The 25,747-nt window shown below is 73.6% G+C and carries 16 protein-coding genes and 1 pseudogene; 6 read left to right on the forward strand and 11 right to left on the reverse strand.

Annotated features, from left to right (window positions below; genetic code table 11):
- Positions 1–32 precede the first annotated feature (32 nt).
- A complete protein-coding gene (locus ACMXN5_RS07105; protein WP_439674532.1) occupies positions 33–1,742 on the reverse strand; it encodes a class I adenylate-forming enzyme family protein in 1,710 nt (569 codons plus the stop codon).
- Positions 1,743–2,229: 487 nt separating this feature from the next.
- On the opposite strand from ACMXN5_RS07105, the gene ACMXN5_RS07110 reads away from it, so the two are divergent.
- Positions 2,230–4,176, forward strand: a complete 1,947-nt coding sequence (locus ACMXN5_RS07110) for an N-6 DNA methylase (RefSeq protein WP_439674533.1) — start codon at positions 2,230–2,232, stop codon at positions 4,174–4,176.
- Positions 4,177–4,192: 16 nt separating this feature from the next.
- On the opposite strand, the gene ACMXN5_RS07115 is transcribed toward ACMXN5_RS07110, so the two are convergent.
- Complete coding sequence (locus ACMXN5_RS07115; protein ID WP_439674534.1) at positions 4,193–6,163, reverse strand: protein kinase domain-containing protein; 1,971 nt, start codon at positions 6,161–6,163, stop codon at positions 4,193–4,195.
- A gap of 305 nt (positions 6,164–6,468) precedes the next feature.
- Between ACMXN5_RS07115 and ACMXN5_RS07120 the strand changes: the two genes are divergently transcribed.
- Positions 6,469–7,758 carry a citrate synthase gene (locus ACMXN5_RS07120; protein WP_439674535.1) on the forward strand — a complete coding sequence of 430 codons (1,290 nt, stop codon included), beginning with the start codon at positions 6,469–6,471 and terminating at the stop codon, positions 7,756–7,758.
- A gap of 132 nt (positions 7,759–7,890) precedes the next feature.
- Here the strand turns inward: ACMXN5_RS07120 and ACMXN5_RS07125 are convergent, their stop codons facing one another.
- Both ACMXN5_RS07125 and ACMXN5_RS07130 read right to left on the reverse strand, forming a co-directional pair.
- The gene (locus tag ACMXN5_RS07125; protein ID WP_439674536.1) at positions 7,891–10,206 is read right to left on the reverse strand and encodes a protein kinase domain-containing protein; all 2,316 of its coding nucleotides are present in this window, start codon (positions 10,204–10,206) and stop codon (positions 7,891–7,893) included.
- 389 nt (positions 10,207–10,595) lie between these two features.
- On the reverse strand, positions 10,596–12,122 hold the full coding sequence (locus tag ACMXN5_RS07130; RefSeq protein WP_439674537.1) for an MFS transporter: 1,527 nt from the start codon (positions 12,120–12,122) through the stop codon (positions 10,596–10,598).
- 106 nt (positions 12,123–12,228) lie between these two features.
- Between ACMXN5_RS07130 and ACMXN5_RS07135 the strand changes: the two genes are divergently transcribed.
- Positions 12,229–12,864 carry a TetR/AcrR family transcriptional regulator gene (locus ACMXN5_RS07135; RefSeq protein ID WP_439674538.1) on the forward strand — a complete coding sequence of 212 codons (636 nt, stop codon included), beginning with the start codon at positions 12,229–12,231 and terminating at the stop codon, positions 12,862–12,864.
- Between the two features lie 20 nt (positions 12,865–12,884).
- Positions 12,885–13,438 (forward strand): annotated as a pseudogene (locus ACMXN5_RS07140) (ABC transporter ATP-binding protein); the annotation flags it as partial.
- A gap of 63 nt (positions 13,439–13,501) precedes the next feature.
- Here the strand turns inward: ACMXN5_RS07140 and pucL are convergent.
- Entirely contained in the window at positions 13,502–14,392 is an 891-nt protein-coding gene (pucL, locus tag ACMXN5_RS07145) for a factor-independent urate hydroxylase (protein WP_439674539.1), read from the reverse strand.
- A 284-nt stretch (positions 14,393–14,676) separates the two neighbouring features.
- On the opposite strand from pucL, the gene ACMXN5_RS07150 reads away from it, so the two are divergent.
- Positions 14,677–17,154, forward strand: coding sequence for a protein kinase domain-containing protein (locus ACMXN5_RS07150; RefSeq protein ID WP_439674540.1), 2,478 nt, complete (start codon positions 14,677–14,679; stop codon positions 17,152–17,154).
- Positions 17,155–17,277: 123 nt separating this feature from the next.
- Here ACMXN5_RS07150 and ACMXN5_RS07155 read toward each other — a convergent pair whose 3' ends face one another.
- Positions 17,278–17,943, reverse strand: a complete 666-nt coding sequence (locus ACMXN5_RS07155; protein WP_439674541.1) for a TIGR04222 domain-containing membrane protein — start codon at positions 17,941–17,943, stop codon at positions 17,278–17,280.
- Positions 17,944–18,024: 81 nt separating this feature from the next.
- A complete protein-coding gene (locus ACMXN5_RS07160) occupies positions 18,025–18,507 on the reverse strand; it encodes a hypothetical protein (RefSeq protein WP_439674542.1) in 483 nt (160 codons plus the stop codon).
- A 132-nt stretch (positions 18,508–18,639) separates the two neighbouring features.
- Here ACMXN5_RS07160 and ACMXN5_RS07165 point away from each other — a divergent pair, with 132 nt between their 5' ends.
- Positions 18,640–19,641, forward strand: a complete 1,002-nt coding sequence (locus ACMXN5_RS07165) for a glutamate ABC transporter substrate-binding protein (RefSeq protein ID WP_439674543.1) — start codon at positions 18,640–18,642, stop codon at positions 19,639–19,641.
- Positions 19,642–19,662: 21 nt separating this feature from the next.
- Here ACMXN5_RS07165 and ACMXN5_RS07170 read toward each other — a convergent pair whose 3' ends face one another.
- From ACMXN5_RS07170 to ACMXN5_RS07185, 4 genes are all read right to left on the reverse strand, one after another.
- Complete coding sequence (locus tag ACMXN5_RS07170) at positions 19,663–21,555, reverse strand: propionyl-CoA synthetase (RefSeq protein ID WP_439674544.1); 1,893 nt, start codon at positions 21,553–21,555, stop codon at positions 19,663–19,665.
- A gap of 187 nt (positions 21,556–21,742) precedes the next feature.
- Positions 21,743–22,429 (reverse strand): hypothetical protein, encoded by a 687-nt coding sequence (locus ACMXN5_RS07175; protein WP_439674545.1) that lies wholly within the window; start codon positions 22,427–22,429, stop codon positions 21,743–21,745.
- Between the two features lie 131 nt (positions 22,430–22,560).
- Complete coding sequence (locus ACMXN5_RS07180) at positions 22,561–24,819, reverse strand: hypothetical protein (RefSeq protein ID WP_439674546.1); 2,259 nt, start codon at positions 24,817–24,819, stop codon at positions 22,561–22,563.
- 76 nt (positions 24,820–24,895) lie between these two features.
- Positions 24,896–25,735 (reverse strand): nucleic acid/nucleotide deaminase domain-containing protein, encoded by an 840-nt coding sequence (locus ACMXN5_RS07185; RefSeq protein ID WP_439674547.1) that lies wholly within the window; start codon positions 25,733–25,735, stop codon positions 24,896–24,898.
- Between the last annotated feature and the right edge of the window lie 12 nt (positions 25,736–25,747).

The following is a 25,747-nucleotide window of genomic DNA, read 5'->3' on the forward strand; positions in this document are numbered from 1 at the left end:
GCCGACCACGGCCGCCGGCCCCGCTCGCTCGTTCACTCCTCGACGAGGTCGGCGGGACGGCCGCCCGTGGCCACCGCGCGGATCACCTTGCCGGTCGGCGTCCGGGGCAGCGGCTCGACGCGCAACTCCCAGTGCGCCGGCACCTTGAAGTGGGCCAGCCGCTCGGCCACATAGGCGCCCAGCTCGGCGGCGGTGATCGGGCTGCCCTGGGCCGGGACCACGATCGCCTTGACCTCCTCGCCCCACTCCGGATGCGGTACGCCGACCACCACCGACTCGGCGACGTCCGGGTGCGCGTCCAGGCAGTGCTCGATCTCGGCCGGGTAGACGTTCTCGCCGCCGCGCAGGATCAGGTCGCTGCGCCGGGTGGCGAGGTGGAAGCGGCCGGCGCGGGCGAAGCCGAGGTCGCCGGTGCGCAACCACCGGTCCGGCGTGAGTGCCTTCGCGGTGGCCTCCTCGTTGCGCCAGTAGCCGCGCATCACCAGCGGGCTGCGGATCCACAACTCGCCCTCGACGCCGTCGGGCTGTTCGCTGCCGTCCTCGTGACGGATCGTCACCTCCACGGTCGGCACCGCCGTCCCGATCGCCCCCGGCTCGCCCTCCAGTTGCGCGGCGCCCGCCGTGGTCGCCACCCCACCGGACTCGGTCAGCCCGTACCCGACGCCGAGCGCGCCCTTGGCGCCCGGGAACACCTCCTGGAGCCGGCGCACCAGTTCGGGCGAGAACGCCGCGCTGCCGCCGCCCAGGCGCACGATCGAGGACAGGTCGTGCCGCGCGGTGTCGGGATGGTTGACCACCCGCCAGCCGAGCGTGGGCACCAGCGACCACGTGGTGCACCGCTCGCGCTCGATCAGCTCCAGGAGCCGCGGCACCTCGAAGCGCCCGGCGTAGAGCACCATCGTCTGCCCGCCGGCCAACGCCGCCACGGCGCCCGCCAGCAGGCCCGAGACGTGGAAGAAGGGACTGTTGACCAGCCATCTCCCGGGCGGCGCCTGGGCCCGTGCGGCGGCGGGCAGGTGCGCGCTCGCCCGGGCGGCGAGCAGCGCCTGGAGGTTCTGCATGGCCACCACGTTGCGATGGGTGAGCACGGCGCCCTTGGGTCGGCCGGTGGTGCCGGAGGTGTACAGGATCAGCGCGGGGTCGTCCTCGTCGGCGGCGCCCGGCGGCAGGTCGGCGTCGGGGGCGTACTCGGTCAGCGCGGCGAAGTCGCGCTCCATCTCCACCACGGGCAGGCCCAGTTCGCCCGCGGCGGCGACCGCGCCGCCCAGCCGCTCCAACCGGCGCCGGTCGGCGATCAGCACGGTGGGCGCGCAGTCCGCGACGGCGTAGCGGATCTCGTCGGCGGCCCACCACCCGTTCATGCCCACCGCGATCGCGCCGAGCGCCGCGGCGGCCTGGAAGGCGGTCAACCACTCGGGCCGATTCGCCGCCAGGATCGCCACCCGGTCCCCCGGCCCGACCCCGAACCGCTCGCGCAACGCGTGCGCGGTCGAGGCGACGTCACGCACGTGTCGAGTGAAGGTGATCCTGCGGTCCTCGTGGACCAGATACTCGCGATCCCCGAACCCGCGCGCCCGCTCGACGAAGGTGGTGATCGAGCGGGGCCGTTCGGCCAGGACGCGCAGCGGGACGCCGAGCACGTCCTCCTCGACGAGCGCGAAGGGGCCGTCGGGGGCGGTCAGGGCGGCGAGTACGGGATCGGGCGCGGCTGCTGCGGACCCGGCGGAGCTGGAGGTGGCCATGGCGGGGACCCTAGGATCCTTGACCGAGTCATTCAAGCGATCCGCGATGTGATCTGCGCATGGATGCGGCGAGCCCGCGACAACGCACGAGGGCGACCCGCCCTTCGGCGGATCGCCCTCGTGGCCCCTCCCCCATCCCCCCGGATGAAAGTTTCGTCCCCCCTCGGGCCGCACGCGGCGAGCGAGCCGGTCGGGGCGATCGTCGCAGCGACCGCCACGGTGGTGATCAGCCCCCGGCGCCGGCCCCGCGGGGTCGCGGTCGAAGCGGACTGCCGGAGAACCTTCGGAAGCACTGCATGGAGTCACTGCTCGGAGGCACTGCGGAAACAAGCGGGCGGTGCGGGTGTTTCCGAGGTTGCACCGTGCTGCCGGGGTCAATAGAAACAGCAGCTGTGAATAGTGTCAACACGCATTCTCCGTCGCCGTCACGTTGCTTCTCTATGATTGACTTTTTGCGGTTCACACCCCAGGTCATGAGGAGGAGACGGTGCCCACCGGCCCCCAGGTCACCGCTGCCGAGATCGCCCGCATCGCGGGTGTCGGACGCGCCGCCGTGAGCAACTGGCGTCGGCGCTTCGACGACTTCCCGCGACCCGTGGGCGGCAGCGACGCGAGCCCCACCTTCGCGTTGGCCGACGTGGAGGGCTGGTTGCGCGCCCAGGGCAAGATCGCCGAGGTCGCGCCGGAGGAGCGGCTGTGGCGCCTGATCGCGGCCGACGGCGAGGTGGCCGACCGGCTCGCGGACATCGGCGAATACCTGCTCGCGGGCGCGCCCGCGCCGGTCGGCCCGCACGCCGATCGACTGCGCGCCGCCGGCGACCTGGCCGCGACCCGGGGCGCGCCCGCCGTGTTCGCCGACCTGTACGCCCGCTTCGCCGAGTCGCCCGCCGGCCCCGGCGGCGCCACCCCCGCGGCCACCGTCGCGCTGATCGCCGAACTCGCGGGCGCCGGACGGGAGAAGCCGGTCACCGTACTCGACCTCGCGACCACCCACGGTGATCTGCTGCTCGGCTTCGTCCGCTCGGCACGCACACTGCGCGGGCAGACCGAGGCACCGGCCCTGGCCCGGTTGATCCGGGCCCGCCTGGCGCTGCATCCGGACGCCGCACCGGACACCGACGTCGCCATCGCCGAGGGCGACGGACTGCGCGCCGACGCGTGGCCCGGCACCCGCTTCGACGCCGTCGTGGGCAACCCCCCGTTCAACGACCGCAACTGGGGGCACGACGAACTGGCCTACGACCAGCGCTGGGAGTACGGCCTGCCGCCGCGCACCGAATCCGAGCTGGCCTGGGTGCAACACGCGCTCGGGCACACCGAGGCGGGCGGGCGGGTGGTGCTGCTGATGCCGCCGGCGGTGGCGGCCCGCGGCTCGGGGCGCCGGATCCGGGCCGAACTGCTGCGCCGGGGCGCGCTGCGCGCGGTGTTCGGCCTGCCCGCCGGCGCCGCGCCGCCGTTCGGGGTGGCGCTGCACCTGTGGATCCTGGAGCGGCCCTCGGGCGAGCGCATGCCCTCACACGTGCTGTTCGCCGAGCTCGACGACCTGGCGGACGCCGTGGCGGCGGACACCGCGCTGCGCGCCTGGCGCGACTTCCGCGCCGACCCGGCGGGCCTGGCCGAGATCGCGGGCCGACACCGCGCGGTACCGCTGATCGAACTCCTCGACGACAACGTCGACCTGACCCCGGCGCACAACCTGCCCGCGCAGACCGACGCGAACGTGGCCGAGCGGGTCCAGGACACCCGCGCCCGGCTGCTCGCCCTGCTGGCCCGGCTGCCGCACCTGGTGCCCGCCGTACCGGCCGCCGAGGAGGGCGCCGGCACGTGGCGCTCGGTCGCGCTCGCCGACCTGGCCCGCACCGGCGCGGTCACCCTGTACCGCAGCGCGTCGCGGGGCGGGCGGGTCGGCCATGAGACGCCCCCCGGCCCGACCGTGCCGATGCTCACCACCACCGACCTGGCCGCCGCCGTGCCGCCGAGCGCGCGCCTGTCCGCGGCCGAGGCGGACGAGGCGCAGCACCCCCGGATCCACGCCGGCGACGTGATCGTGCCGACCCTGCTCGGCGGCGACGAGCACGGCTGGGCGAGCGCGGTCCGGGTCGCCGGGGCGGCCGAGCAGGACGCGGTTCTCGGGCCCAACCTGCACCTGCTGCGCCCCGACCCGGCCGCGCTGGATCCGTGGTTCCTGGCCGGATTCCTGACCGACCCGGCGCACGCGCGGCGGGCCGGCTACGGCTCCAGCATCGTGCGCGTCGACGTGCGGCGGATCGAGATCCCGCTGCTGCCGCCCGACCGGCAGCGTGCGTACGGGGAGACCTTCCGCGCGCTGCGCACGTTCGTCACCGACCTGCGCGGTGCCGCCGCGCTCGGCGAGGACCTGGGCCGGGGCCTGCTGGAGGGCCTGACCGCGGGCCTGCTGCGACCGCCGGGGTAGCCGCGACGGCGGGCTCTCAGCGCCCCTCCAGGGCCCGCAGCACGCCCCGGGAGCGGTCGGCGGGCGCGGCGGCGCGGAGCGGGCCCGACGGGGTCAGCCCGGCCGCCGCGGCGGTCCAGTCGGGGCCGGTGTAGCAGCGCACCAGGGCCTCGGCGGCGGTGCGGTGCACGTCGCCCATCGAGTACAGCTCCTCGCCCGGGACGATGCGGTGCCGCCGCCGCCCGGCCGAGCGCGCCTCCCGTTCCGGCCACCGCGCGTGCACCACCACGCGCGGCTCGTCGACCGGCTCCGGCGCGGCCAGCGTGGAGAAGGACAGCGTGTACGGCAGCAGTGGGCCGACCAGGTCGCACAAGCCCCACAACACCGCCTCCGGGTCCGGCACGCCGTCCGCCTCGGACAGCGCGAAGGTCTCGTCGGGCCGGGCCAGCACCGCCGCGACCACGTCCGTCAGCACGTCGGCGTGTTTGCCGGCGCGGGTCCGCAGGCGGGGCGCGCAGCGGGCCAGTTCGGCGTCGAGCACCTTCGGGTCGATCCGCGGCGAGGGCCGACCGGTGGGCTGCTCCAGGGCGGCCGGATCCCCCGAGGCGGCGAGGGCGAGCGCGTGCCGGGGCCCGGCGAGCGAGACCGCGGCGGGGTCGGAGCGGGCCGGGGCCATCAGCACCAGCGCCCGGCCGGGGGTGCGCCGGATCAGCGTGGGCCGGCTCCCCAGCAGGCCGAACCGGACCGCGGGCCGGTCCGCCGTGCGCCCTCCGCCGGGTTCGGGGTCGATCATCGGCGCCAGCACGGGGTGCCACCGGCGCAGGTCGGCGTCGGCCAGGGACGAGGCGAGCACGCCGGCCGGTCCCGCTCCGGGCAGGTCGTACAGGATCCGGTCCAGCATCGGGGCCCGCGCCGACCGGTACGGCTCGCGTGTGTAGGGCCGGGTGGGGCCGGGCGCGGGCATCGGCCGGGTCGGCTCGGCGGGCGTCGGCCGGTCCGGTCCGGTGCGGTGGGCCCCACCCGGGCGCGGCCGCTCGGGCGCGGGCGCGCGCACCGCCTCGGGCTCCGGCGCGGGGCGCGGGGCACGCGGCCGTGGCGCGTCCACGGCGGGCCGGATCCGCCGCTCGTGCTCGTGCAGCAGGTCCAGCACCGGCCGGGGCAACCACGCGGCGGCCTCGTACGGGCGCAGGCGGCCGGTCAGCAGCTCGGCGAAGTCGGCCACCACCCGCTCCGGCGTCGGCCGCCGATCGGCCCGGCGGCGCAGGCACGACTCGACCAGCGGCAGCAGCTCCGGCGGCAGCCCGCTCAGGTCCGGGTCGCGGTTGCGCACGGCGCTCATCACCCGCATCGCGCTGCCCTGGTACGGCGCGTGCCCGGTGCCCGCGAACAGCAGCGTGGCGCCCATCGCGTACACGTCGGAGCGGACCGTGCCGGATTCACCCTCGACCTGCTCGGGGGCCATGTAGGCGATCGTGCCGACCAGGTTGACGGTGTCCTGGTCCTGGGCGAGGGCGAGCCCGAAGTCGATCACCTTCGGCCCGTCCAGGGTGACCAGGATGTTGCCCGGGGCCAGGTCACGGTGCACCAGGCCCGCCCCGTGGATCGCGCCCAGCGCCTCGGCCACCCCGGCGGCCAGCCAGCGCACCGCGTCCGGCGGCAGCGGACCGCACTCGTCGACCACCTCGCGCAGCGACGGCGCCGGCACATACGCGGTGGCCAGCCAGGGCCGCGCGGCCGCCGGGTCGGCGGCCACCACCGCGGCCGTGAACACCCCGCTCACCAGCCGCGCCGCCTGCACCTCGCGGGCGAACCGCCGCCGGAAGTCCTCGTCGTGGTCCAACTCGGCCAGGATCGTCTTGATCGCCACCAGCCGACCCGCCGGGGACAGCCCCAGGAAGACCCGGGCCATGCCGCCGCGGCCGAGCCGGGACAACACCCGGTAGGGCCCGATCCGGCGCGGATCGTAGGCGTCGAGGGGCGCCGGCCCCCGTCGTCCGTCGTCGGTCACGCAACGTCCCCCCGGCTGCCCGATCGTGTGCCCCTCATCATGACGCCGCATGGGTGACCCTCGAAGCGGGAAGCCGAAACACAGGGCACCGTCGCGACCCGAGCCGGCGGTGACCAAGGGCGTGGCGACCCGGCACCCTGGGTCAGGTGACGCGGCTCACGGTTTGTCGCCCAGGTGGGAGGTGGCTGCGAGGCCGCCTCGTGCGCCTGCTATTCGTACTGATGCACACATGTCACAAAGACCGGAACCGCACGGACACGATCCGGGTGGCTGCCGGAGCCTGAGCCGAGAAGTAGGGGACCCCCATGAGCGAGGACTCGGTAGTACTGCGCCACCAAGGAAACGAGCACACCTTCCCGCTGATCGAGGGCACCATCGGCGACACCGCCATGGACATCTCGACGCTGCGCGCAAAGACGGGGCTGGTGACCTACGACGGAGGGTTCGTCAACACCGCCGCGTGTAAATCGGCGATCACCTTCATCGACGGCGAGGAGGGCATCCTCCGCTACCGCGGCTACCCGATCGAGCAGATCGCGGAGCAGGGGACCTTCCTGGAGACGGCGTATCTGCTGATCTACGGCGAGTTGCCGTCGGTGAGCGCGCTGGACAACTTCCGCGACGAGATAACCCAGCACACGCTGCTGCACGAGGACGTCAAGCGGTTCTACGACGGCTTCCCGCGCGACGCGCACCCGATGGCGATGTTGTCGTCCGTGGTGTCCGCGCTGTCGACGTTCTACCAGGACAGCCACAACCCGTTCGACGAGGAGCAGGTCCGGCTCTCGGCGATAAGGCTGCTGGCCAAGCTGCCGACGATCGCGGCCTACGCGTTCAAGAAGTCGGTCGGCCAGCCGATGCTGTACCCGGACAACTCGCTCGGCTACGTCGAGAATTTCCTGCGGATGACCTTCGCCGTCCCGGCCGAGTCCTACAAGGCGGACCCGGTCGTGGTGGACGCGCTGGACAAGCTGCTCATCCTGCACGGCGACCACGAGCAGAACTGCTCGACCTCGACGGTGCGCCTCGTCGGCTCCAGCCAGGCGAACATGTTCGCGTCCATCTCGGCCGGGATCAACGCGTTGTGGGGCCCGCTGCACGGCGGCGCCAACCAGCAGGTCCTCGAGATGCTGGAGCAGATCAAGAACGACGGCGGCGACATCGACGCCTTCGTGAACAAGGTGAAGAACAAGGAGGACGGCGTCCGCCTGATGGGCTTCGGCCACCGGGTGTACAAGAGCCGCGACCCGCGCGCCACGATCATCAAGAAGGCCGCCGACGACGTCCTGTCCCGGATGGGCAAGAAGGACGAACTGCTGGACCTCGCGATGCAGTTGGAGGAGCGCGCGCTGGCCGACGACTACTTCGTCGAGCGCAAGCTCTACCCGAACGTGGACTTCTACACCGGGCTGATCTACCGGGCGATGGGCTTCCCCACCGAGATGTTCACGGTGCTGTTCGCGATCGGCCGGCTGCCGGGCTGGATCGCGCACTGGCAGGAGATGATCGCGGACCCGAGGGCCAAGATCGGCCGTCCGCGCCAGGTGTACACGGGCGTCGCGCTGCGCGACTACACCCCCATCGGTGCCCGCTGACCCGGATCGAACACCCGACGACGATCCCGGAGTCGAAGGTCGCGAACCGCGGTTCGCGAGCGACGGCTCCGGGATCGTTGCGTGTCGAGGGTGTCGGGGGTGTCGGGGCGGGCGCGTTCGCCCGCCCCGCGCTCAGCCGTTGGTCCCGGCCGACGGGCCCTTGCCGGTGACCGCGTCCAGGACGTACAGGTGGCGGTCGGCGCTGCCCACGAAGAGCAGGCCGTCGGCCACGATCGGGGAGGTCACCCGACCGCCGGTGGTGAACCGCCAGCGGGGCTCGCCGCCCATGCCGACCGCGAGCACCGAGCCGTTGCTGCTGCCCGCGTACACCATGTCCTCGGCGACCACGGGCGAGGTCACCCAGCCCTCGGCGCCGTAACGCCACACGCAACGCGTGGTGTTGACGTCGACCGCGTACAGGCCGCCGTCGCCGCTGCCGAAGAAGGACAGGTTGCCCGAGGTGGCCGGTTGGGCGACCGGGCCGCCCGCGCCGAACCAGCCGCGCATCGCGCCGTCGCCGGCGTTGAGCAGGTACAGGTACTGGTCGGTGCTGCCGACGTGCACGATCCCGTTGGCCACCGTCGGGGAGGACACCCAGCCGCCGGTGGGGAAGCGCCAGCGGCACCAGCCGGTGGCCGCGTCCAGCGCGTAGACGCAGCGGTCGCTGGAGCCGAAGTAGACCGTGCCGTCCACGACGGTGGGCGAGGTGGCCCAGCCGCCGGTGGGGAACCGCCAGCGACAGCGCCCGGTGGCCGCGTCCACGGCGTAGAGCGCGTTGTCGCTGGACCCGAAGTAGACGGTGCCGTCGGCGACCACGGGGGCGGCCACGACCTCGCCGCCGGTGGGGAAGCTCCAGCGCCACTGCCGCGAGGTCAGCTCCAGGGCGTAGACGTGGTTGTCCTGGCTGCTGAGGTACATCAGCTCGCCGTCCACGGCCGGCGGGTGCGACCAGCCCGAGGAGTCGAACCGCCACTCCCGCGTGGCCAGATGCAGGGTGTGCAGCCCGTTGTCGTTGCTGTGCACGTGTACGCGGGCGGTCCGCCCGGAGCCCGCGCGCACCGGCGGGGTCAGGATCTCGCCGGTCGCGGCGAACCGCCACACCGGCGCGGCCTCCATGCCCCCGGTGGGGGTGCGCGGTGGCGTGGGGTGCTGGCGGGGCACGTCGGGACCGCTCTCCGGCCACGTGACCGGAGAGTTGGGTATCGGGGCGGGCGGTCGGGCCACCCGCTCGGTCGGCAACGCCGGCGAGGGGGAGGACGTGGACACCGGTCGTCCCGAGACCGGTCGCGAGCCGCCCGGCGGGCCGCCCGTCGGCGAGTTCGTCGGCGGGGCCGGCGGCCGGGGCGGCGGCTTGCGGGTCGGGTTCGTCGGCGGGCGCTGCGGCGGTGGCGGCCGGTGGGTCTCCGGGCGCGGCTCCTGGCGGACCTGGTTGGGCAGTTTGCCCATGTTGTTCGGGTCCGGGCGCACGTTCTCCGGCAGTTCGGGCCGCTGCTCGCCGTCGGGCTCGACGAGTTCGCGGACCGGCGGCGTGCGCGGGCCCATCGTCGGCCGGTACTGGCTCTCGAACCGTTGCACCATCGCCGACGCGTTGTCGGGCAGTTGGCTGTCCGCGTCGCTGTCGTCAAGGAGCGGGGCGAGCTGGTTGAGCAACTGGGTGGGGCTCGGCCGGTGTTCGGCGGCGCGCTGCATGCACAGGTTGACCAGGCCGGTCAGCTCGGTCGGCAGCCCCTCCAGATCCGGCGAGCCGGTGACCAGGCGCAGCAGCGCCTCGGCGGGCTTGCGGTCGGGGTAGGGCGAGTGCCCGGTCGCCGCGTACACCAGCGTGGCGCCGAGCGAGAACATGTCGCTGGCGGGGGTGATGTCGCGCACGCCCTGCGCCTGTTCGGGCGACATGTACGCCGGGGTGCCGACGGCGACGCCGGTCATGGTGAGCGAGCCGAAGTCGGCGGCGCGCGAGATGCCGAAGTCGATCACCTTGGGGCCGTCGCTGGCGACCAGCACGTTGGACGGCTTCAGGTCGCGGTGTACCAGGCCGGCGGCGTGTACGGACTCCAGCGCCTCGGCGATGCCGGCGGCCATCCAGCGCACGGCGCGCGGTGGCAGCGGGCCGCAGGCGCGGACCAGCGACTCCAGCGAGGGCGCGGGCACGTACGCGGTGGCCAGCCACGGCACCGCGGCGTCGGGATCGGCGTTGACCACGGCGGCGGTGAACACGCCGCTGACCCGGCGGGCCGCGGCCACCTCCTGGGCGAAGCGCGCCCGAAAGCCCGGGTCGCCGCCCAGCTCCGAGCGGATGGTCTTGATCGCGACCAGTCGCCCGAAGGGCGAACGCCCCAGATAGATACGGCCCATGCCGCCGGCACCGAGTCGGCCGAGCACCGCGTAGGGGCCGATCCGTTCCGGATCCCCCTTGGCCGGTGGCTCACCCGGCCATCCGTGTTCCGTCACAATCCCCCCGAAGTCGCTCCACCGCCCATCATCCCCGCCGAGCGGCTGTTTCGACAGGAACAGGCGGGAGGAGTGCCACGGCGCCGGTCGTCCCGTCGTCGCGATAGAGGTGCCCCGGGGCGGAGCACCCGCTGCCTGTCGCAGGGTACCCGCCTGCTCGCTCTGCCGCCCACGCCGCGTCCCGCTTGGACCGAAACACGGGGGAATCCCCCAGGCGTCGATCACGAAGAGTGGCCGCCGAAGCGGAAATTACTCCACTGATCGGTGTTTTTCGGACGTGTCGCACCTCCGGACCGCGAACACCCGGACCGGTTCGCGGGAACCGGTCCGGGTGACGAGGTGTCGACGGGCGAGCGGAGGACCACCCGGCGACGACGGCCGATGCCGTTCTAGTGCAGACCGCCGGTGGTCTCGGCGGGCAGCTCCGACTTGTCCACCCGCAGCACCGCGACCGCGATCACCGCGGCGACGGCGAGCAGGATGCCGGCGGTCATGAAGCCCGCCGTGTAGCCCTCGGTCAGGGCGACCTTGATCGCGTGCAGGTCCGGGGCCTTGCCGCCGAGCTTGGCCACCTCGTCCCGCAGCTTGTCGTCCTTGGCGCTGGAGTAGATCGTGGTCAGCACCGCGATCGCCACGGCGCCGCCCACCTGCTGGGTGACGTTGAGCATCGCGGAGCCGATGCCCGCGTCCTCCGGGGCGATGCCGGCCACCGCGGTGGCCATGATCGCGACGAAGATCAGGCCCATGCCCAGACCGAAGATGATCATCGCGGGCAGCAGGCCGGCGACGTAGCTCGAGTCGACGTCGAGCATCGCGTAGTAGAACAGGCCGATCGCGGCCAGGATCGGACCCACGGTCAGCAGCACCCGCGGGCCGATCTTCGGCAACATCACGCTGGTGAACTGGGCCGAGACCATCACGCCCGCGCACAGCGGGAGATAGGCGAGACCGGACCTGATCGGCGAGTAGCCCGCGACGAGCTGCATGTAGAGGGTGATGAAGAAGAACGAACCCATCATGCCGCCGGCGGCGAGCGCCATCACCACGTAGCTGGCGGAGCGGTTGCGGTTGCGGAACAACCGCATCGGCATGAGCGGTCGCTCGACCTTGAATTCGATCACGATGAAGGCGGCGATCAGCACCGCGGACAGGGCCAGCGAGCCGATGGTCAGCCCGTCGCCCCAACTCTTGTCCGCGGCCCGGATCACGCCGTAGACCAGCGCGGTGACACCGAGGGTCGAGGTGAGCGCGCCGGGGATGTCCAACCGGCCGCGCCAGACGGCCTTCTCGCCGGTCTTCGCGTCGTCCGGGATGGCCAGCGGGAGCGCGGCCACCAGGGCGATGCCGATCGGCACGTTGACGAACATGACCCAGCGCCAGGACAGGTACTCCACGAGCAGGCCGCCCATGAGCAGGCCGACCGCCGAACCCATGCCCGACACCGCGGCGTAGACGCCGAACGCCTTGTTGCGTTCCGGCCCTTCCTCGAAGGTGGTGGTCACCAACGACAGGACCGCGGGGGCCACCATCGCGCCGCCCACGCCCTGGAGGGCGCGCGAGGCGAGCAGCATGGCCTCGTTTCCGGCGAACCCGCCGAGCAGGCTCGCGACCGTGAACACGATCAGGCCGAGCGCCAGGAGCCGGCGTCGGCCGAAGAGGTCACCGAGTCGACCACCGAGCAGCAGCAGGCCGCCGAAGGTCAGCATGTAGGCGTTCATCACCCAGGAGAGCGATGTTTCGCTGATTTCGAGCGCCTTGCCCATGTCGGGAAGGGCGATGTTCACGATGGTCGCGTCGAGCACGATCATCAACTGAGCCCCTGCGAGCAGGGCCAGGGCCAGTCCGCGACGCGCGTGCGGCGCCTCGGCGGACGGGGATCCGGTCGAACCGGCCACCTCGGGAGGTGCCGTCGTCATGGATTGCCTCGCATTGCTAGTGGACGTGAGCGTTCTCTACGTGAATCTAGAGGTTATGCCTTAGAGAACGCAAACGTTTTCTGTAGCATGGCAGTCGGAGGTGACAGTGAGCACAGGAGTACGCGCCGGTCACGTCGAGACAGCCCTGCTGGTCACCGACTACCGACAGCGCCCCCGCAAGCGCGGCGTCACGCTGGAGCGGGCGATCACCGAGGCCGTGGTCGCCGAGCTGGGCGAACGCGGCTACGCCGGGGTCACCTTCGAGGGCGTCGCGGCGAGGGCCGGCACCGGCAAGTCGGCGCTGTACCGGCGCTGGCCGGACAAGGTGGGCATGGTCGCCGACGCGCTCTCCGCCACGCTGCCCGACCCGGAATCCCTGTCCTTCCCGGGCACATTGCGCGGCGACCTGATCGTCTACCTGGAGGCCATCGCGCGCGGCATGCTCGGCCCACTGGGCCTGGGCACGCGGATGTTGTGCGGCGAACTGAGCCGACACCACGAGTTCGCCGAGATGTGGGAGCAGCGGGTGGTCGGCCCGTGGACGGCGCTGCTGACCGACGTGATCGCCGACGCCATCGCCCGCGGCGAGGCCCGCCAGGGTGCCCTGGCCCAGGAATGTGTGCTGGCCGGACCCACGTTCCTGTGCCAGCGCTTCACCGTCTCGGGCGTGCCGATGACCGGCGCCGAGATCGAGTCCCTGGTGGACAACGCGCTGATCCCGATGCTGGCCTTCCGCGACTGAGGGCGGGCTCGCTCCGACGCATGCCGAAAGCGGGGAAGGCGACGGTCGACGCCTCCCCCGCTCCCGGCCGCGGCCTGCGGCTGGGCTACGGCGACCGCGTCGTCGCCGACGACCTCGACCCGCACATTCCCGCCGGCAAGGTCACCGCGCTCGTCGGCCCCAACGCGTGCGGCAAGTCCACCGCGCTGCGCGCCCTGGGCCCGCCTGCTCAAACCGGCCGCCGGCGTCGTGCACCTGGACGGGGGCGACATCGCCGACCTGCCCGGGCGCGAACTCGCCCTGCGCCCTGTTGCCGCGGACGCCGAGCGCGCCCGACGGGATCGCCGTGCGCGGCCTCGTGGCCCGCGGCCGGACGCCCCACCAGCGCTGGCGGCGGCAGTGGTCCTCGGCCGACGAAGCCGTGGTCGACCGTGCCCTCCAGGTCACCGGCGCCGCCGCCCTCGCCGATCGTTCCATCGACGAACTCTCCGGCGGCCGGCGGCAGCGCGTGTGGATCGCGATGGCGCTCGCCCAGGACACCGAGGTGCTGCTGCTCGACGAGCCCACGACCTACCTCGACCTCGCCTACCAGGTCGCCGAGCGGCGGGCAAGGCGTGGCGGGGCCGGCCGGGCCACTCGCTGTCGCGGCCCGTGGTTGCTACTCCCAGGGCAGGTCGGCCAGGGCCGGGGCGGCGTCGTCGCGCAGGACCGTGCCCTCGATCAGGCCGTACGGCCGGTCCGTGACCTGGTACACCTCCCCCGGGTTGGTTTGGCCGAACGGGCTCAGGTCGACCTCGACGTGGTGGCGGTTGGGCAGGGTCAGGCGTACCTCGGCCAGGTGTTCCTGCTCCGCCAGGACCGCCTCGCCCATCGTGTACAGGGTGTGCTGGAGCGAGAGGCTGTGCGTCTCGGCGAAGGTGCGCAGCAGGGTGTCCCGGGCGGCGCGGAACGAGGCGTCCCAGTCGGCCGGTGCGTCGCCGTCGCGGCGATGGCGCCAACGCGCCCGCACGGTGGTGGCCAGGATGCGATCCCGGGTCGGCGCGAGTGTCGTGTAACGGTCCGTCGGGAAGCCGTGGAACTCGGATCCGGTGGACTTGAGCACGGCCACGTCCGCCAGGCCGGAGCAGACCTCGACGCCCTCCGGCCCGTGCACGACCCCGGCGCAGCGCGCCCCCGCCGCCCGGGTCCACGCGTGCGGGTGCGGACCGTGCGTGCCGGCGATCCGGACCCAGGGGTATTCGAGCAGGCGCACCCGGGCGGTGTCGATCGAGGCATGCGCGTCGACGAAGTGTCCGGCCAGGCGCAGGCCGAACTCCTCGATCGGGGGCAGCGGTCGGTCCCGGGCGAAGGCGTACACCACGGCGCGCATCGTGTCCGTGGGCACCACCCGGGCGTTGTCGCCGCGCAGATGGGTGTCGGCGAGGTCGCCGGACAGGGACACCGAGACGTCGAGATCGCACAGTTCGTGATCGGTCGCGGTGGTCCGGGTCACCCGGGCCAGGCGCACCTCCGCCTTGCCATATCGATTCGGCCCCAGAACGATCGCCATCGGTCCGACTCCCTCGTCATATCGGGGTGTGGTTGCCGCGAAGCCAGTGTGCCCACACGGTCCGGCAGAACGTCGGAATCCGGACATGTGCCGTTGTTCCGGCACCCGTCCGGAGTCGGTAACAGGAGATCGACGGGGCGGTCCGGGTCCTCGGTGACACCCCGACCCGAGGGGTAGGCTGCGGCGAAGTCCGCGGGGAGGCGAGACCGACAGGGCCGTCGGCATGCCCTGGGGCCACTCCCCGCCTTGGCACAGAACGTACGTACGTGGAGGGGGCGGCAGTCATGGATCCGCTGAAGCCGGGCGATCCCGGGGTTGTCGGGCGGTACCGACTGTCGGCCCGACTCGGTCGGGCCGGCCTGGGGACCGTGTTCCTCGGTCGAGCGCCCGGTGGTGAGCAGGTCGCGGTCAAACTGGTGCGGTCGGACCTGGCGGCCGACAAGAAGTTCCTCGAACGGTTCCGTACGGACATGGCGGCCGCGCGCGAGGTCGGCGGCACGCATGTCGCCCACGTTCTGGACGCCGACGCCGACGCCACGCCCCCGTGGCTGGTGGTCGAGCATGTCGCGGGCCCGTCCCTGGAAGCGGCCGTCGAGGCGCACGGGGCGTTTCCGGAGCGGACGTTGCGGGCGCTGGGTGCCGGGTTGGCCGAGGGCCTGGCGGCCGTGCACGAGGCGGGTCTGACGCACCGTGACCTGAAGCCGGCGAACGTCCTGCTGGCCGCCGACGGGCCCCGGGTGGCGGACTACGCGCTGGCCCGGGCGCTGGGTGCGGCCGGGCTGAACCGGACCGGCGTGGTGGAGACACCGGGGTTGCCGGCGCCGGAGCAGGTCACCGGCGGGTCCATCGGTCCGGCGATCGACGTGTTCGCCCTCGGCGGTGTGCTCTGCCATGCGGCGGGCGTGGCGCCGTTCGGTACGGGGTCGGCCGCCGAACTCGCCCAGCGGGTGGTCCGGGAGACGCCGGACCTGACCGAACTCCCGGACTGGCTGCGCGAGATCGTCACCGACTGCCTGAAGAAGCGGCCCACCGCGCGACCCACCGCGGCCGACCTGGTGGCACGTTTCGCGGCGGCCGATCCGGCGACGGACTGGCTGCCGAAGGCGACGGCGGCCCTGCTCGCGACCCACGCGGCGGAGGCGGCAGCGGCCTCGGCCAAGCGGGTGGAGATACCGGACGCCGACGAGGCGGACACGGTGGAACCGGGCGACGCGGAGGGCTTGGACGCGGACGACTCGGACGGCTCGGACCCGGCGGAGGAGCCGGAGACGGCCGAGGTCGCGGCATCGGCCGCGCTCGCGGCACCTGCGGCGCCGCCGGCCACGGGGGCCAAGGCGACCGAAAAGACCAAGCCGCGCACCGGCGCGGGGGCGGCTCGGAAGACGGACGACGAGGCGGATCGGCCCGATGCGGCGGCCGACGACACCGAGGCGAAGCCCGCTCGACCGGCGGCCAAGGCCACGAAGACGAAGCCGGGCAACTCGGCGGCCGACAACGATGACGACGCGGACGACGCAACTCCCGTAACCGCCCCGGCAATCCGCAGCGGCAAGCCCGGCAGGCCCACGGCAGCCGCGAGTTCCGCCGCGGACGCTCCCGAGGACGACGCAACGCCCGTCACCACCCCGGCGGCACGAGGCAACAAGGTCGGCAAGGCCAAGCCCGCCACCGACGTGGCTTCCGACACGGAGGCCCCCGAGGCCGACGCAACCCCGGTTGCCACCCCGGCGGCGCGAAGCGGCAAGGCCAAACCCACCAAGGCCGCCACCGACGCGAGTTCGGATACGGACGACGCCGAGGACGACGCGCCCCCCGTTGCCACACCGGCGGTCCGGGACGGCAAGGCCAATCCCACCGAGGCGAGTTCGGACGCGGACGACGCCGAAGGCGACGCCACGCCCGTCGCCACTCCGGCGGCGCGAAGCGGCAAGTCCAAACCCACCAAGGCCGCCACCGAGGCGAGTTCGGACGCGGACGACGCCGAGGACGACGCGACCACGCCCGTACCCGCCGCCCGCGACGACAAGCCGAAGGGCAAGGCCGGAGCGAAGGCCGCGGACGACGACGCGACCACCCCCGTGGCGGTGCCCGCCGTCCGCATCGGCAAGGACGAGGACGACGCGCCGGCCGCCGATCCCGCGCCGCCCGCGCCCGAGTCGGACAAGCCGAAGGGGAGCTACGACGGCGGCGAGCCGGTCAAGGTGCCGGTCGTCCGGCGCGGCAACAACGCCGAGACGGTCAAGGTCCCGCGCAAGCCCGACGGCCCCGCACCGGCGGGGGCCGGCGCCGAGACGGTCAAGGTGGAGCATCCGGCCGCGAGCCCGGTCGGCGCGACCACGGTGCTGCCCGCCCCCGCGCCACCGGTCGCCGCACCGCCGCTCCCGACCGCGACTCCCGCAGCCGCCGCGACGTCGGCCTCGCAACCGGGCTCCGGTCTGCCCTTCCCGCTCGGCCTGACCGAGCAGCGCCCCACTCCCGAGCAGCGTCCGGCCAATCCGCTGCTCTGGCACGCGGTGATCGCGCTGCTCGGGGTGACCGCCGTCGGAATAGGGCTGTTCCGGCTCACCGACTCCGCATGGCGCGACGCCCAGAACACGATCCTGGGCATGGTGCTCCCCGGCATCTCGGTACTGGCCGGCCTCGCCGGCCTGGGCACGCTGGTCCTCGCCGTCATCGACGCCCGCAAGCGCACCCCCCAGGGCGTACCCCCGCTCGCCACCACCCCCCACCACCACCCCACCGAGGCGAACTCACCCCGCTAGGGCGTGACTTCAATCTCCCGTCGTGGAGCCCGGCGGGAGATTGAAGACACGACTAGGTCCCATCACGCGCCACCCGCGGTCCGCCGGTCGTCCACCCGACTACCGGCGGACCCGGTTGCGGGCTCAGTACGAGCCGGCGCAACTGCCCGACGTGTCCGGGAAGCTGCCGATGTTGTAGTTCCGGAACGTGGAGCTGTAGCCGCTGCTCGGGTCGTACATCTCCCGCCCACCCTCGTCCGCCGGGCGCTTGCGGCGCTTCCCCTCCCGCAGCCGCCGGATCCGCGTGTCGGACAAACGGAAGGCGGCGCCCGTTTCGGCGTCGTGCAGCCCGCGCCGCCCGAACAGCGCCGCTCCCCCGACCACGTCGGGCGGGCCCTCCGCCGCCCAGTCGGCCCGGCCCCACTCCCTGCGCGCCGCCCCCAGGCACCGCACACCGGCCGGCGTCACCGTCGCCGCCCGCCGGCCGAACGGTCGAGACGCCCGCCGCAGCAGTCCGGCCGCCACCAGCTCGTCCCGCATCGCGAGGATCGCCGGAGCTCCGGCCGCGGCCAGCCGTACCTCGGTGAGATCGGCTCCGCTCTCGGCCGGCACCAGGTCCAGGATCGTGTCCTCGATCGGCCCCTCCCCCACGCGCGCCGTCGCGGTCAACCGGCCCTCCCGGGCCACGAGCAGCAGTCCGCGGACCCGCAGGCCGACGATCGTGGTGTCCACCACCCGACCGGGGCCACCGGCCAGGAAGGCGAGTTCGTGGATGCCGGCGGAGACGGGAGCCGACCCGGAAGTCTTCATGGATCAGGTGTACCGCCCCACCCGCCATGCTCGAACATCCGGACGGCCATCGTGGGCAACTCCCTCACCGCCCGCGCCCGTTCAGGCGCGGGCCGCGCCCGTGGGCCACACCACGTGGACCTGCTTGCCGGCCGCGCGGGCCCGGGTCACCGCTTCGGCGGTGCTGCCCCGGTTGTCGTCGGGCCGGCCGTCCCAGACGGCGCAGAGCACGTCGGCCGCCGCGATCAGGTTCTCGTTGGCCGCCGCGTAGGCGTCCCGCGAGGCGTGGGGGTACGGCATCACCCGAACCTCGTCGGCCTCCGCCAGCAGGTGGTCGAAGGTCGGGCGATAGGCCGCGCCGACCCTGGACTCGCCGTAGTCGGCCGACGGCAGCAACACCACCAGCCGGCCGCCCAGGTCGAGCACGGCCCGGGCGAAGATCGCATCCGCGCCGGCCGCCAGGCAGCTGTAGCCGACCAGTTCGTCCGGCGCGACACCGGCGAGCAGGTCCCGGAGCGCACGGTCGACCAACGGCGCCGTTCCCGCCGCGAGGTTGATGTGCCCGGTGATGCCATAGCTGGTCACACGCGCTCCAAAGTTGATCGATCACACCGAGGGAACCCCCCATTATTTGGGCAACCGGTCCCGATTTCCGGCGGATCCGATCGATAATCGGACCGCACCGGCACTCGCGAACACCGGCCCACGGGGAGTGGCATGCACTGGGGAGCCCGCCGCACGGCGACCGCGGCGGCAGCCGTTGCCCTGGCCGCCACGCTGGCCGCCTGTACCGGCTCGCCGGGCGCGCCGCCGGCGGAGGTCCGTACCGCCGCCGACCCGGTCGTCTCGGGAGCACATCCGGCCGGCCCGGACGACTACCCGAAACCCTCCACCGCCGCGCCGTGCGACCCGCGCCGGAGCCTGACCCCGCCCGACCCGCTGCCCGCCGGCGGTCGCATGCCGGCCGGGTCGACGATGGAGACCATCCTGCGGCGCGGCTACCTGATCGTCGGGGTGGACCAGAACACCCGCTACTTCGCCGAGTTGGATCGGCGCAGCGGCCGGATCCAGGGCTTCGACATCGAGATGGCCAAGACCCTCGCGCAGGCGATCTTCGGCGGCCCCGACGACCCCGCGCACATCCGGTACAAGGTGATCACCCAGGCCCAGCGGCCCGAGGTGCTCCGGTCCGGGGTGGTCGACGTGGTGATCGACACGATGACGATCACGTGCGAGCGCAAGCACGAGGTGGCGTTCAGCAGCGACTACTACACCGACGGCCAGCGGGTGCTGGTCCGCAGCGACTCCGATGTGCGTACGCTCGCCGATCTGCGCGGCAGGCGGGTGTGTACGGTGCGGGCGACCACCTCGATCGTGTTCCTGCGCGACGATCCGGCGGGCGTGGTGCCCTACGCGGTGGAGAACTGGACGGACTGCCTGGTCGCGTTGCAGCAGGGCGAGGTGGACGCGGTCTCGACGACCTCCGCGCTGCTGCACGGACTTCGTGCGCAGGACTCGGACACCGTCGTGGTCGGGCCGGCGTTCAGCGACGAACCGCACGGCATGGCCTTCCCGTTGGCGCACGAGGACTTCGTGCGCTTCGCCAACGGGCTGCTGGAGCGGATGAAGCGCGACGGGTCGTGGCAGCGGTTGTACGACACCTGGCTGGCCGGGCCGCTGGGCCCGCAGTCGCCGCCGCGCGCGTCCTACGCGAACTGATCGCGCCGCGATCCGCCGCTGCTACTCGTCGACGAGCGTCGGCCGCAGGGCGTCGAGCACGGCGGGATCCTCGATCGTGGACGGCGGTTCGGGTCGTTTGCCGTCGGCGATGTCGCGCATCGTGCGGCGCAGGATCTTGCCGGACCGGGTCTTGGGCAGCGCGGGCACCACGTCCACCCGGCGCAGCGCGGCCACCGCGCCGATCGTGTCCCGGACCCGGCGGACCAACTCCTCGGCCACCGCGGCCGGTTCCCGGTCCACGCCGGCCTTGAGCACGACCAGGCCGCGCGGCACCTGGCCCTTGAGTTCGTCGGCCACCCCGATCACCGCGCACTCCGCCACGTCCGGATGGGCCGCCAGGACCTCCTCCATCGAGCCGGTGGACAGGCGGTGTCCGGCCACGTTGATCACGTCGTCGGTGCGGCCCATCACGTAGACGTAGCCGTCGGCGTCCTTGCGCCCCCCGTCGCCGGTCAGGTAGTGGCCGGGGAAGGCGGTCAGGTAGGAGGCGACATAACGCGCGTCGTCGCCCCACAGGCCGGTCAACGTGCCCGGCGGCATGGGCAGTTTGAGCACCACGGACCCGTCCGTGCCGGGCGGCACCTCGACGCCGTCCGGGTCCAGGATCCGCACGTCGTAGCCGGGCACCGGCAGGGTCGGCGAGCCGGGCCGGGTCGGCTGCGGCTCCAGGCCGATCGGGTCGGCCACGATCGGCCATCCGGTCTCGGTCTGCCACCAGTTGTCCACCACGGGCACGCCGAGCAGGTCGCCGGCCCAGCGGTAGGTTTCCGGGTCGAGGCGTTCGCCGGCCAGGAACAGGGCGCGCAGGGCGGACAGATCGTGTCCGGCGAGCAGTTTCCCCTCCGGATCCGCCTTGCGGATCGCGCGGAACGCCGTCGGCGCGGTGAACAGCATGGTGGTCCGGTGCTCGGCGGCCACCCGCCAGAACGCGCCCGCGTCGGGGGTACCGACCGGTTTGCCCTCGTACAGCACGGAGGTGCAGCCGGTGAGCAGCGGCGCGTAGACGATGTACGAGTGGCCGACCACCCAGCCCACGTCGGAGGCGGTCCAGCTCACCTCGCCCGGCCGCACGCCGTAGATGTTCTCCATCGACCAGCGCAGCGCCACCGCGTGCCCGCCGTTGTCCCGGACGATGCCCTTGGGCGGGCCGGTGGTGCCGGAGGTGTAGAGGATGTAGAGCGGGTCGGTGGCCGCCACCGGCACACACGCGACCGGCTCGGCGCTCGCCATCGCGGTGTCCCAGTCGAGGTCGGTGTCCGTCAACTCGGCGGTGAGCTGCGGGCGCTGCAGGATCACCACGTGGTCCGGACGGTGTGTGGCCTCGGCCAGGGCGGCGTCCACGAGCGGTTTGTAGGCGATGGTGCGGGTCGGCTCGATGCCGCAGGACGCGGCCACCACCACGGTGGGCCGGGCGTCGTCGATCCGCACCGCCAACTCGTGGGCGGCGAAGCCGCCGAACACCACGGAGTGCACCGCGCCGAGCCGGGCGCAGGCGAGCATCGCCACCACCGCCTCGGGCACCATCGGCAGGTAGAGCACGACCCGATCGCCCCTGCCGACCCCGAGGCCGCGCAACACGCCGGCGAACCTCGCGGTCAGGTCGAGGAGTTCGGCGTAGCTCAACCGGCGCCGGGTATCGGTGACGGGCGAGTCGTACACGATGGCCGCCTGGTCGCCGCGGCCGGCCGCCACGTGCCGGTCCAGGGCGTTGAAGCAGGTGTTCAGCACACCGTCGGGGAACCAGCGGTACAGCGGCGCGGCAAAGTCGTCCAGGGCCCGGGTGGGCGGGGTGATCCAGTCGATCGCCTCGGCCGCCGCCAGCCAGAATCCGTCCGGGTCGTCGAGGCTTCGCCGGTACGCCGACGCGTACGCCCCGCCCTGGTCGCGACTCATCCGCGGTTCCTCTCGGTGGTTGCGGCAGGGCGCGGTGTGACGATGCCGCCCCGCCGGCAGGATCCCGACGGAGCGGCACGAAGTCAAGACGCGCGAACGGGCGTTCGGACGCGCCTCGGCGGGTCGGGGCGACCGGTTCGGGTCGCCCGTGCGGGCCGCCGACGCGAGCCGGTTCGGGCCGCCCGGCTCAGGCCACCGGGTTCAGCGTGGTGACGATGCCGGACGCGGTCGGCATGGCGTCCCGGCCGCTCTGCTTGCCGGCGTCGATCGCGGCGTCCAGGTCGTAGCCGTTGCGCGCGCCGAGTTCGTTCTCCACCAGTTGGGACAGCAGTTCGTTGGCGGTGCCTTCGAGGGCGGCCACGGCGGGTGCGGTGGCGATCTCGATCACCCGGGCCATCAGCTCTTCCTCGAGTTCCTTGAAGATGCGTTTGACCGCCGTGCGCACGATGCCGACCTCGGCCAGGCCGGCGATCGCGGACAGGCCCAAGGTGAAGGTGGCCGCCGCCGCGGCGGCGGCGATCGCATCGGCCAGGATGATCAGTTGGGCGATGGCTCTGCCCTTGGCCACCTCGATCACCACCGCCGCCGCGTCCAGCGCCTTGGCCAACATCCTGGCGCCCTCGGCCAGATCGTGCAGATGTTCGTTGTTCAGCTTGCCGTAGTGCGCCTCGAACGCCTCGGCGGCCATCCCGCTGGTGCCGGAGAGGATCCACGCCGCGCCGTTCTTGCCGTCCGCCCGCGCCTCGTCGATCTCGTCCGCGAACTCGCGGTAGGCGACCGCCAGTTCCTTGAACTCGTCCTCGTCGAGGTTGGGCCAGTCGATCCCGATGACGTCCAGTGCCGTGTCCAGATAGCCCGGTACGGTGATGCCCACAGTCGACCCCCGTCGTCGTCGCCCACGCCCGAACCGGCGGGGCGCGTCCTGTCGACGCTACGCACCGATTCCGGCCTTGTACATGCTTTTCGGGCCAGGTCGGTCCGTCCCACGCCCGCGCCGAACAACCGTCATCTGGCGGCTCGTTCGAGGCGCAGTCCGATCACCCCCGCGGCCGTGCCCAGCACGATGTGGCCCTCCACCGACACCGCGATCCCGGTCACCGGCAGACCCGGGTTCAGGTCCACCGTCGTGTCGTCGCCCGGTCGGCGCAGTCGGACCCGGCCGTCCGCCCACGCCACCGCGATCAGCAGGCCATCGGTGGTCTGTTCGCAGGCGAGCGCGGTCACCGGGGCGGCGCGCGCGTCCAGCGCGTCCGGGCCCGGCTCGGCGCCCGGGCTCCACATCCGCACCCGGCCGTCGCGCCCGCCGCTGATCACCAGCGTCGGCGCTCCGGCGGTGCCGGTGCGGACCGCGCCCAGCGCGGTGACCGGGCCGGTGTGCAGCGGCGCGGAGAACACGCCGCGCGGCGGCGGCTCGTCACCGGCCGGGGCGGAGGCCGGGGTCGGCGCCGGGGCGTAGCACCACACGGCGCCCTCGGCGTCGCCGAGCGCGGGCAGCGGGTGCGCGCACAGCACGGTCGGCTCGGCACCGCAGGTGTTGACCAGGCGCTGGAATCCGGCCTCCAGGGCGCCGCGCGGGCCGTGATAGGCGGCGTCCAGGACGTCCACGCCGCCCCATCGGTTCAGCGTGGCGACCCGGCCGCCGTAGGTGCTCGCGAGCGCGCGCAGCGGAATCGGCCCGAAGGAGGCGCCGACCCGGCCGACGATGCCGCCGTCGGCGCCGCGCACGGTGCGGATCGTGCCGGTGTCGTCCACGAGGAGTGCCTGTCCCGCCAGCGCGCCGCGGCCCGATGCGGCGGCGAGCACCGGTCCCGGCCACCGGTCGGGCCGCTGCGGGTCGCCCTCGCCCCACCGGGCCCACTCGGCCCGCCAGCCCGGCGCCGCGGCCCGGTCCGCGAGGCGGCGCGCGGCGTCGTCGTCGCGGCCGAGTCGGTGCATCGCGAGCAGGGCCGCCCGCATCCCCGGCGCGGGCTCCGTGACCAGCGTGCCGTACGCGCCGCGAAACGCCGCCTGCGCCGGGTCCGCCCACTGCCCGGTGGCCACCAGCGCGCCGGCCATCACGTGCGGCCGGGCCAGCGCCTGCACGACCGGGTCGACCGCCAGCGCCGCCGCGTCCCCGATCCGCACACTGTGCTCCAGGATCGCCGACAGCCGCTCCTCGCCCGCGTCGTAGAGTCCGGCCAGGTCCACGATGCCCGCGTCCGCGTCCCGCCGCAGTGCCGTGTGCACCCGGGCCGCCCGGCCGGGATCGCGGCATTCCCGGCGCTGCCCCGCCACGAAGTCGGCGAGCGGCCCGGCCGGCAGCGCCCAGGTGTCGCCGCCGTCGAGCAGCGGGGGCAGCGCGCGGGTCGCCGCCGCGATCGGCGCATCCGTCGCGGCGCCGCCGGGGCCCGGCGCCGGGCCCGGATACAGGGTCGAACAGGCGATCGCCCACTGCCGGGCGGTCAGCGGCAGGTCGAGGCCGTACAGGGCGGCCACGGCCGAGCGCACGTCCTCGCCCAGGCCCGCCCACCACGCCCGGTGGATCCGGGTGAACCGCTCCGCCGCGCCGCCCGGGTCGACCGCCGAGACCGCCGAAACCGCAGAGGCGGGCGACGCCGAGGCCCCGTCCACCCGCGCGGCGAGCCGGGCCAGGCCGGGGTGCGGGTAGGCGACCTCGGCGTCGAGCGGCGCCGTGCCCGGTGCGGCGGCGAGCAGTTCGGCGTACCAGCGGGCGAACCGGCCCGGATGGGTCCACCTGGGTTCGTCCAGATCCAGCGCGGCCGGCCCCGCGACCCGGGTGAACGCGGCCCGGGTCGCGGCGTCCGCGCACTCCACGAGCAGCCGTACGTGCGGCAGGTCGAGCAGCGGGTCGAGCAGCTCGGTGACGATCCGGGCGCCCTCCCCTGGGCGGCCCGGCACGCCGGCGTGGTCGAGATCGGCGATCGTGATCACCGTGCGCCGGGGGTCCAGGGCCGCCCCGGCGACGAGGTGGCGGGGCGTCCGGGCCGCGACCCCCAGATGCCGCGCCAGTTCGACGGTGATCCCGTGCAGGGTCGATCCGCCGGCCGGGACGAACGCGTGCAGTCGCCGCGCGGGCGGCGTGTCCTCCCCTGCGGTGGCCGCGTACAGCCACGCCAGCAGGTGCGACTTGCCCACCCCCGGCGAGCCGCCGACCAGGCACAACCGGGGCGAGCGCGGATCGTCGAGCCACCCGAGCAGCGCGCGGGCGGCGAGGTGCCGCCCACCCGTCATGTGCGGCAGCCGATGCCCGCCCTGGTCGACCACGGTCTCCGTCCCCCGATTCCCGCCGCTCGTACCGCTGTGTGCCGCTCGTACCGTGCCCGGTCGGTGTGGCGCTCCGTCAGCGGTTGCCCGCCTGCTCGGCGATGTGCGTCATCAGCGCCCGTACGCCGTCCTCTCGGGACTGCGCGGTCTCCCCGTAGCCGAAGCCGTGGGTGAACTCGGCGTCGGGGAACAGGCGGCCCATCCACAGCGCGCAGTAGTGGCCGGGCATCAGGCAGGGTTCAAGTTCGCAGTAGACCCGCCGAACGTCCTCGGCGTCCACTCCCGCGGCCGCCAGCCGGTACCACAGCAGTTCCTCCGGATGCGGCAGCCCCGGGCGCGACGACTCGGTCACGATCTTCGATTCGCCGCCGGCGTCCACGATCTCGAAGGCGGCCGAACTGCCGATGTTCAGCGGGAGTCGCACGTCGTCCAGGACCCTGGGCCACCATGCCTCGCGCTCGACGAACGCGGCGGGATCGGCCGCCGTCAACGCCTCGCGCAGCTCCCTGTACAGCGGGAACCCCTCCATCGGCTCGTCCACGGCGGCGATCCGGGGCAACATCTGATCGAGCGTCAACAACCCGTCGGCGAACGCCTCCACACTGCTCGCCACGGCCATCGCGGGCAGGTCGACGCCGAGGAACAGGGCCCGCACCGACCCGTCGCCGGCGACGTACAGCTCCGCCCCCTGGTCGGTCCCGAGCCGAACCCGGTCCCGAAGCCCGGCATCGGGCAGCACCTCACCGACCGCGTCGGCGAACGCCCCCAACGTGAGCGGGTGTTCGTTCTCCGCGGCGATGAAGTACGCGCCGACCTGCACGGGCAGCGGCAGGCCGTCGAGGTCCGGCGACGCGTACGTGCGCAGCCCGTCCCGGCCGAAGCGCTGGTGGAGGGCGGCGGAGAGGTCGACGTTCATGGTGGTGCGGGT

This window comes from Embleya australiensis, assembly GCF_051903075.1.
GTDB lineage: Bacteria > Actinomycetota > Actinomycetes > Streptomycetales > Streptomycetaceae > Embleya.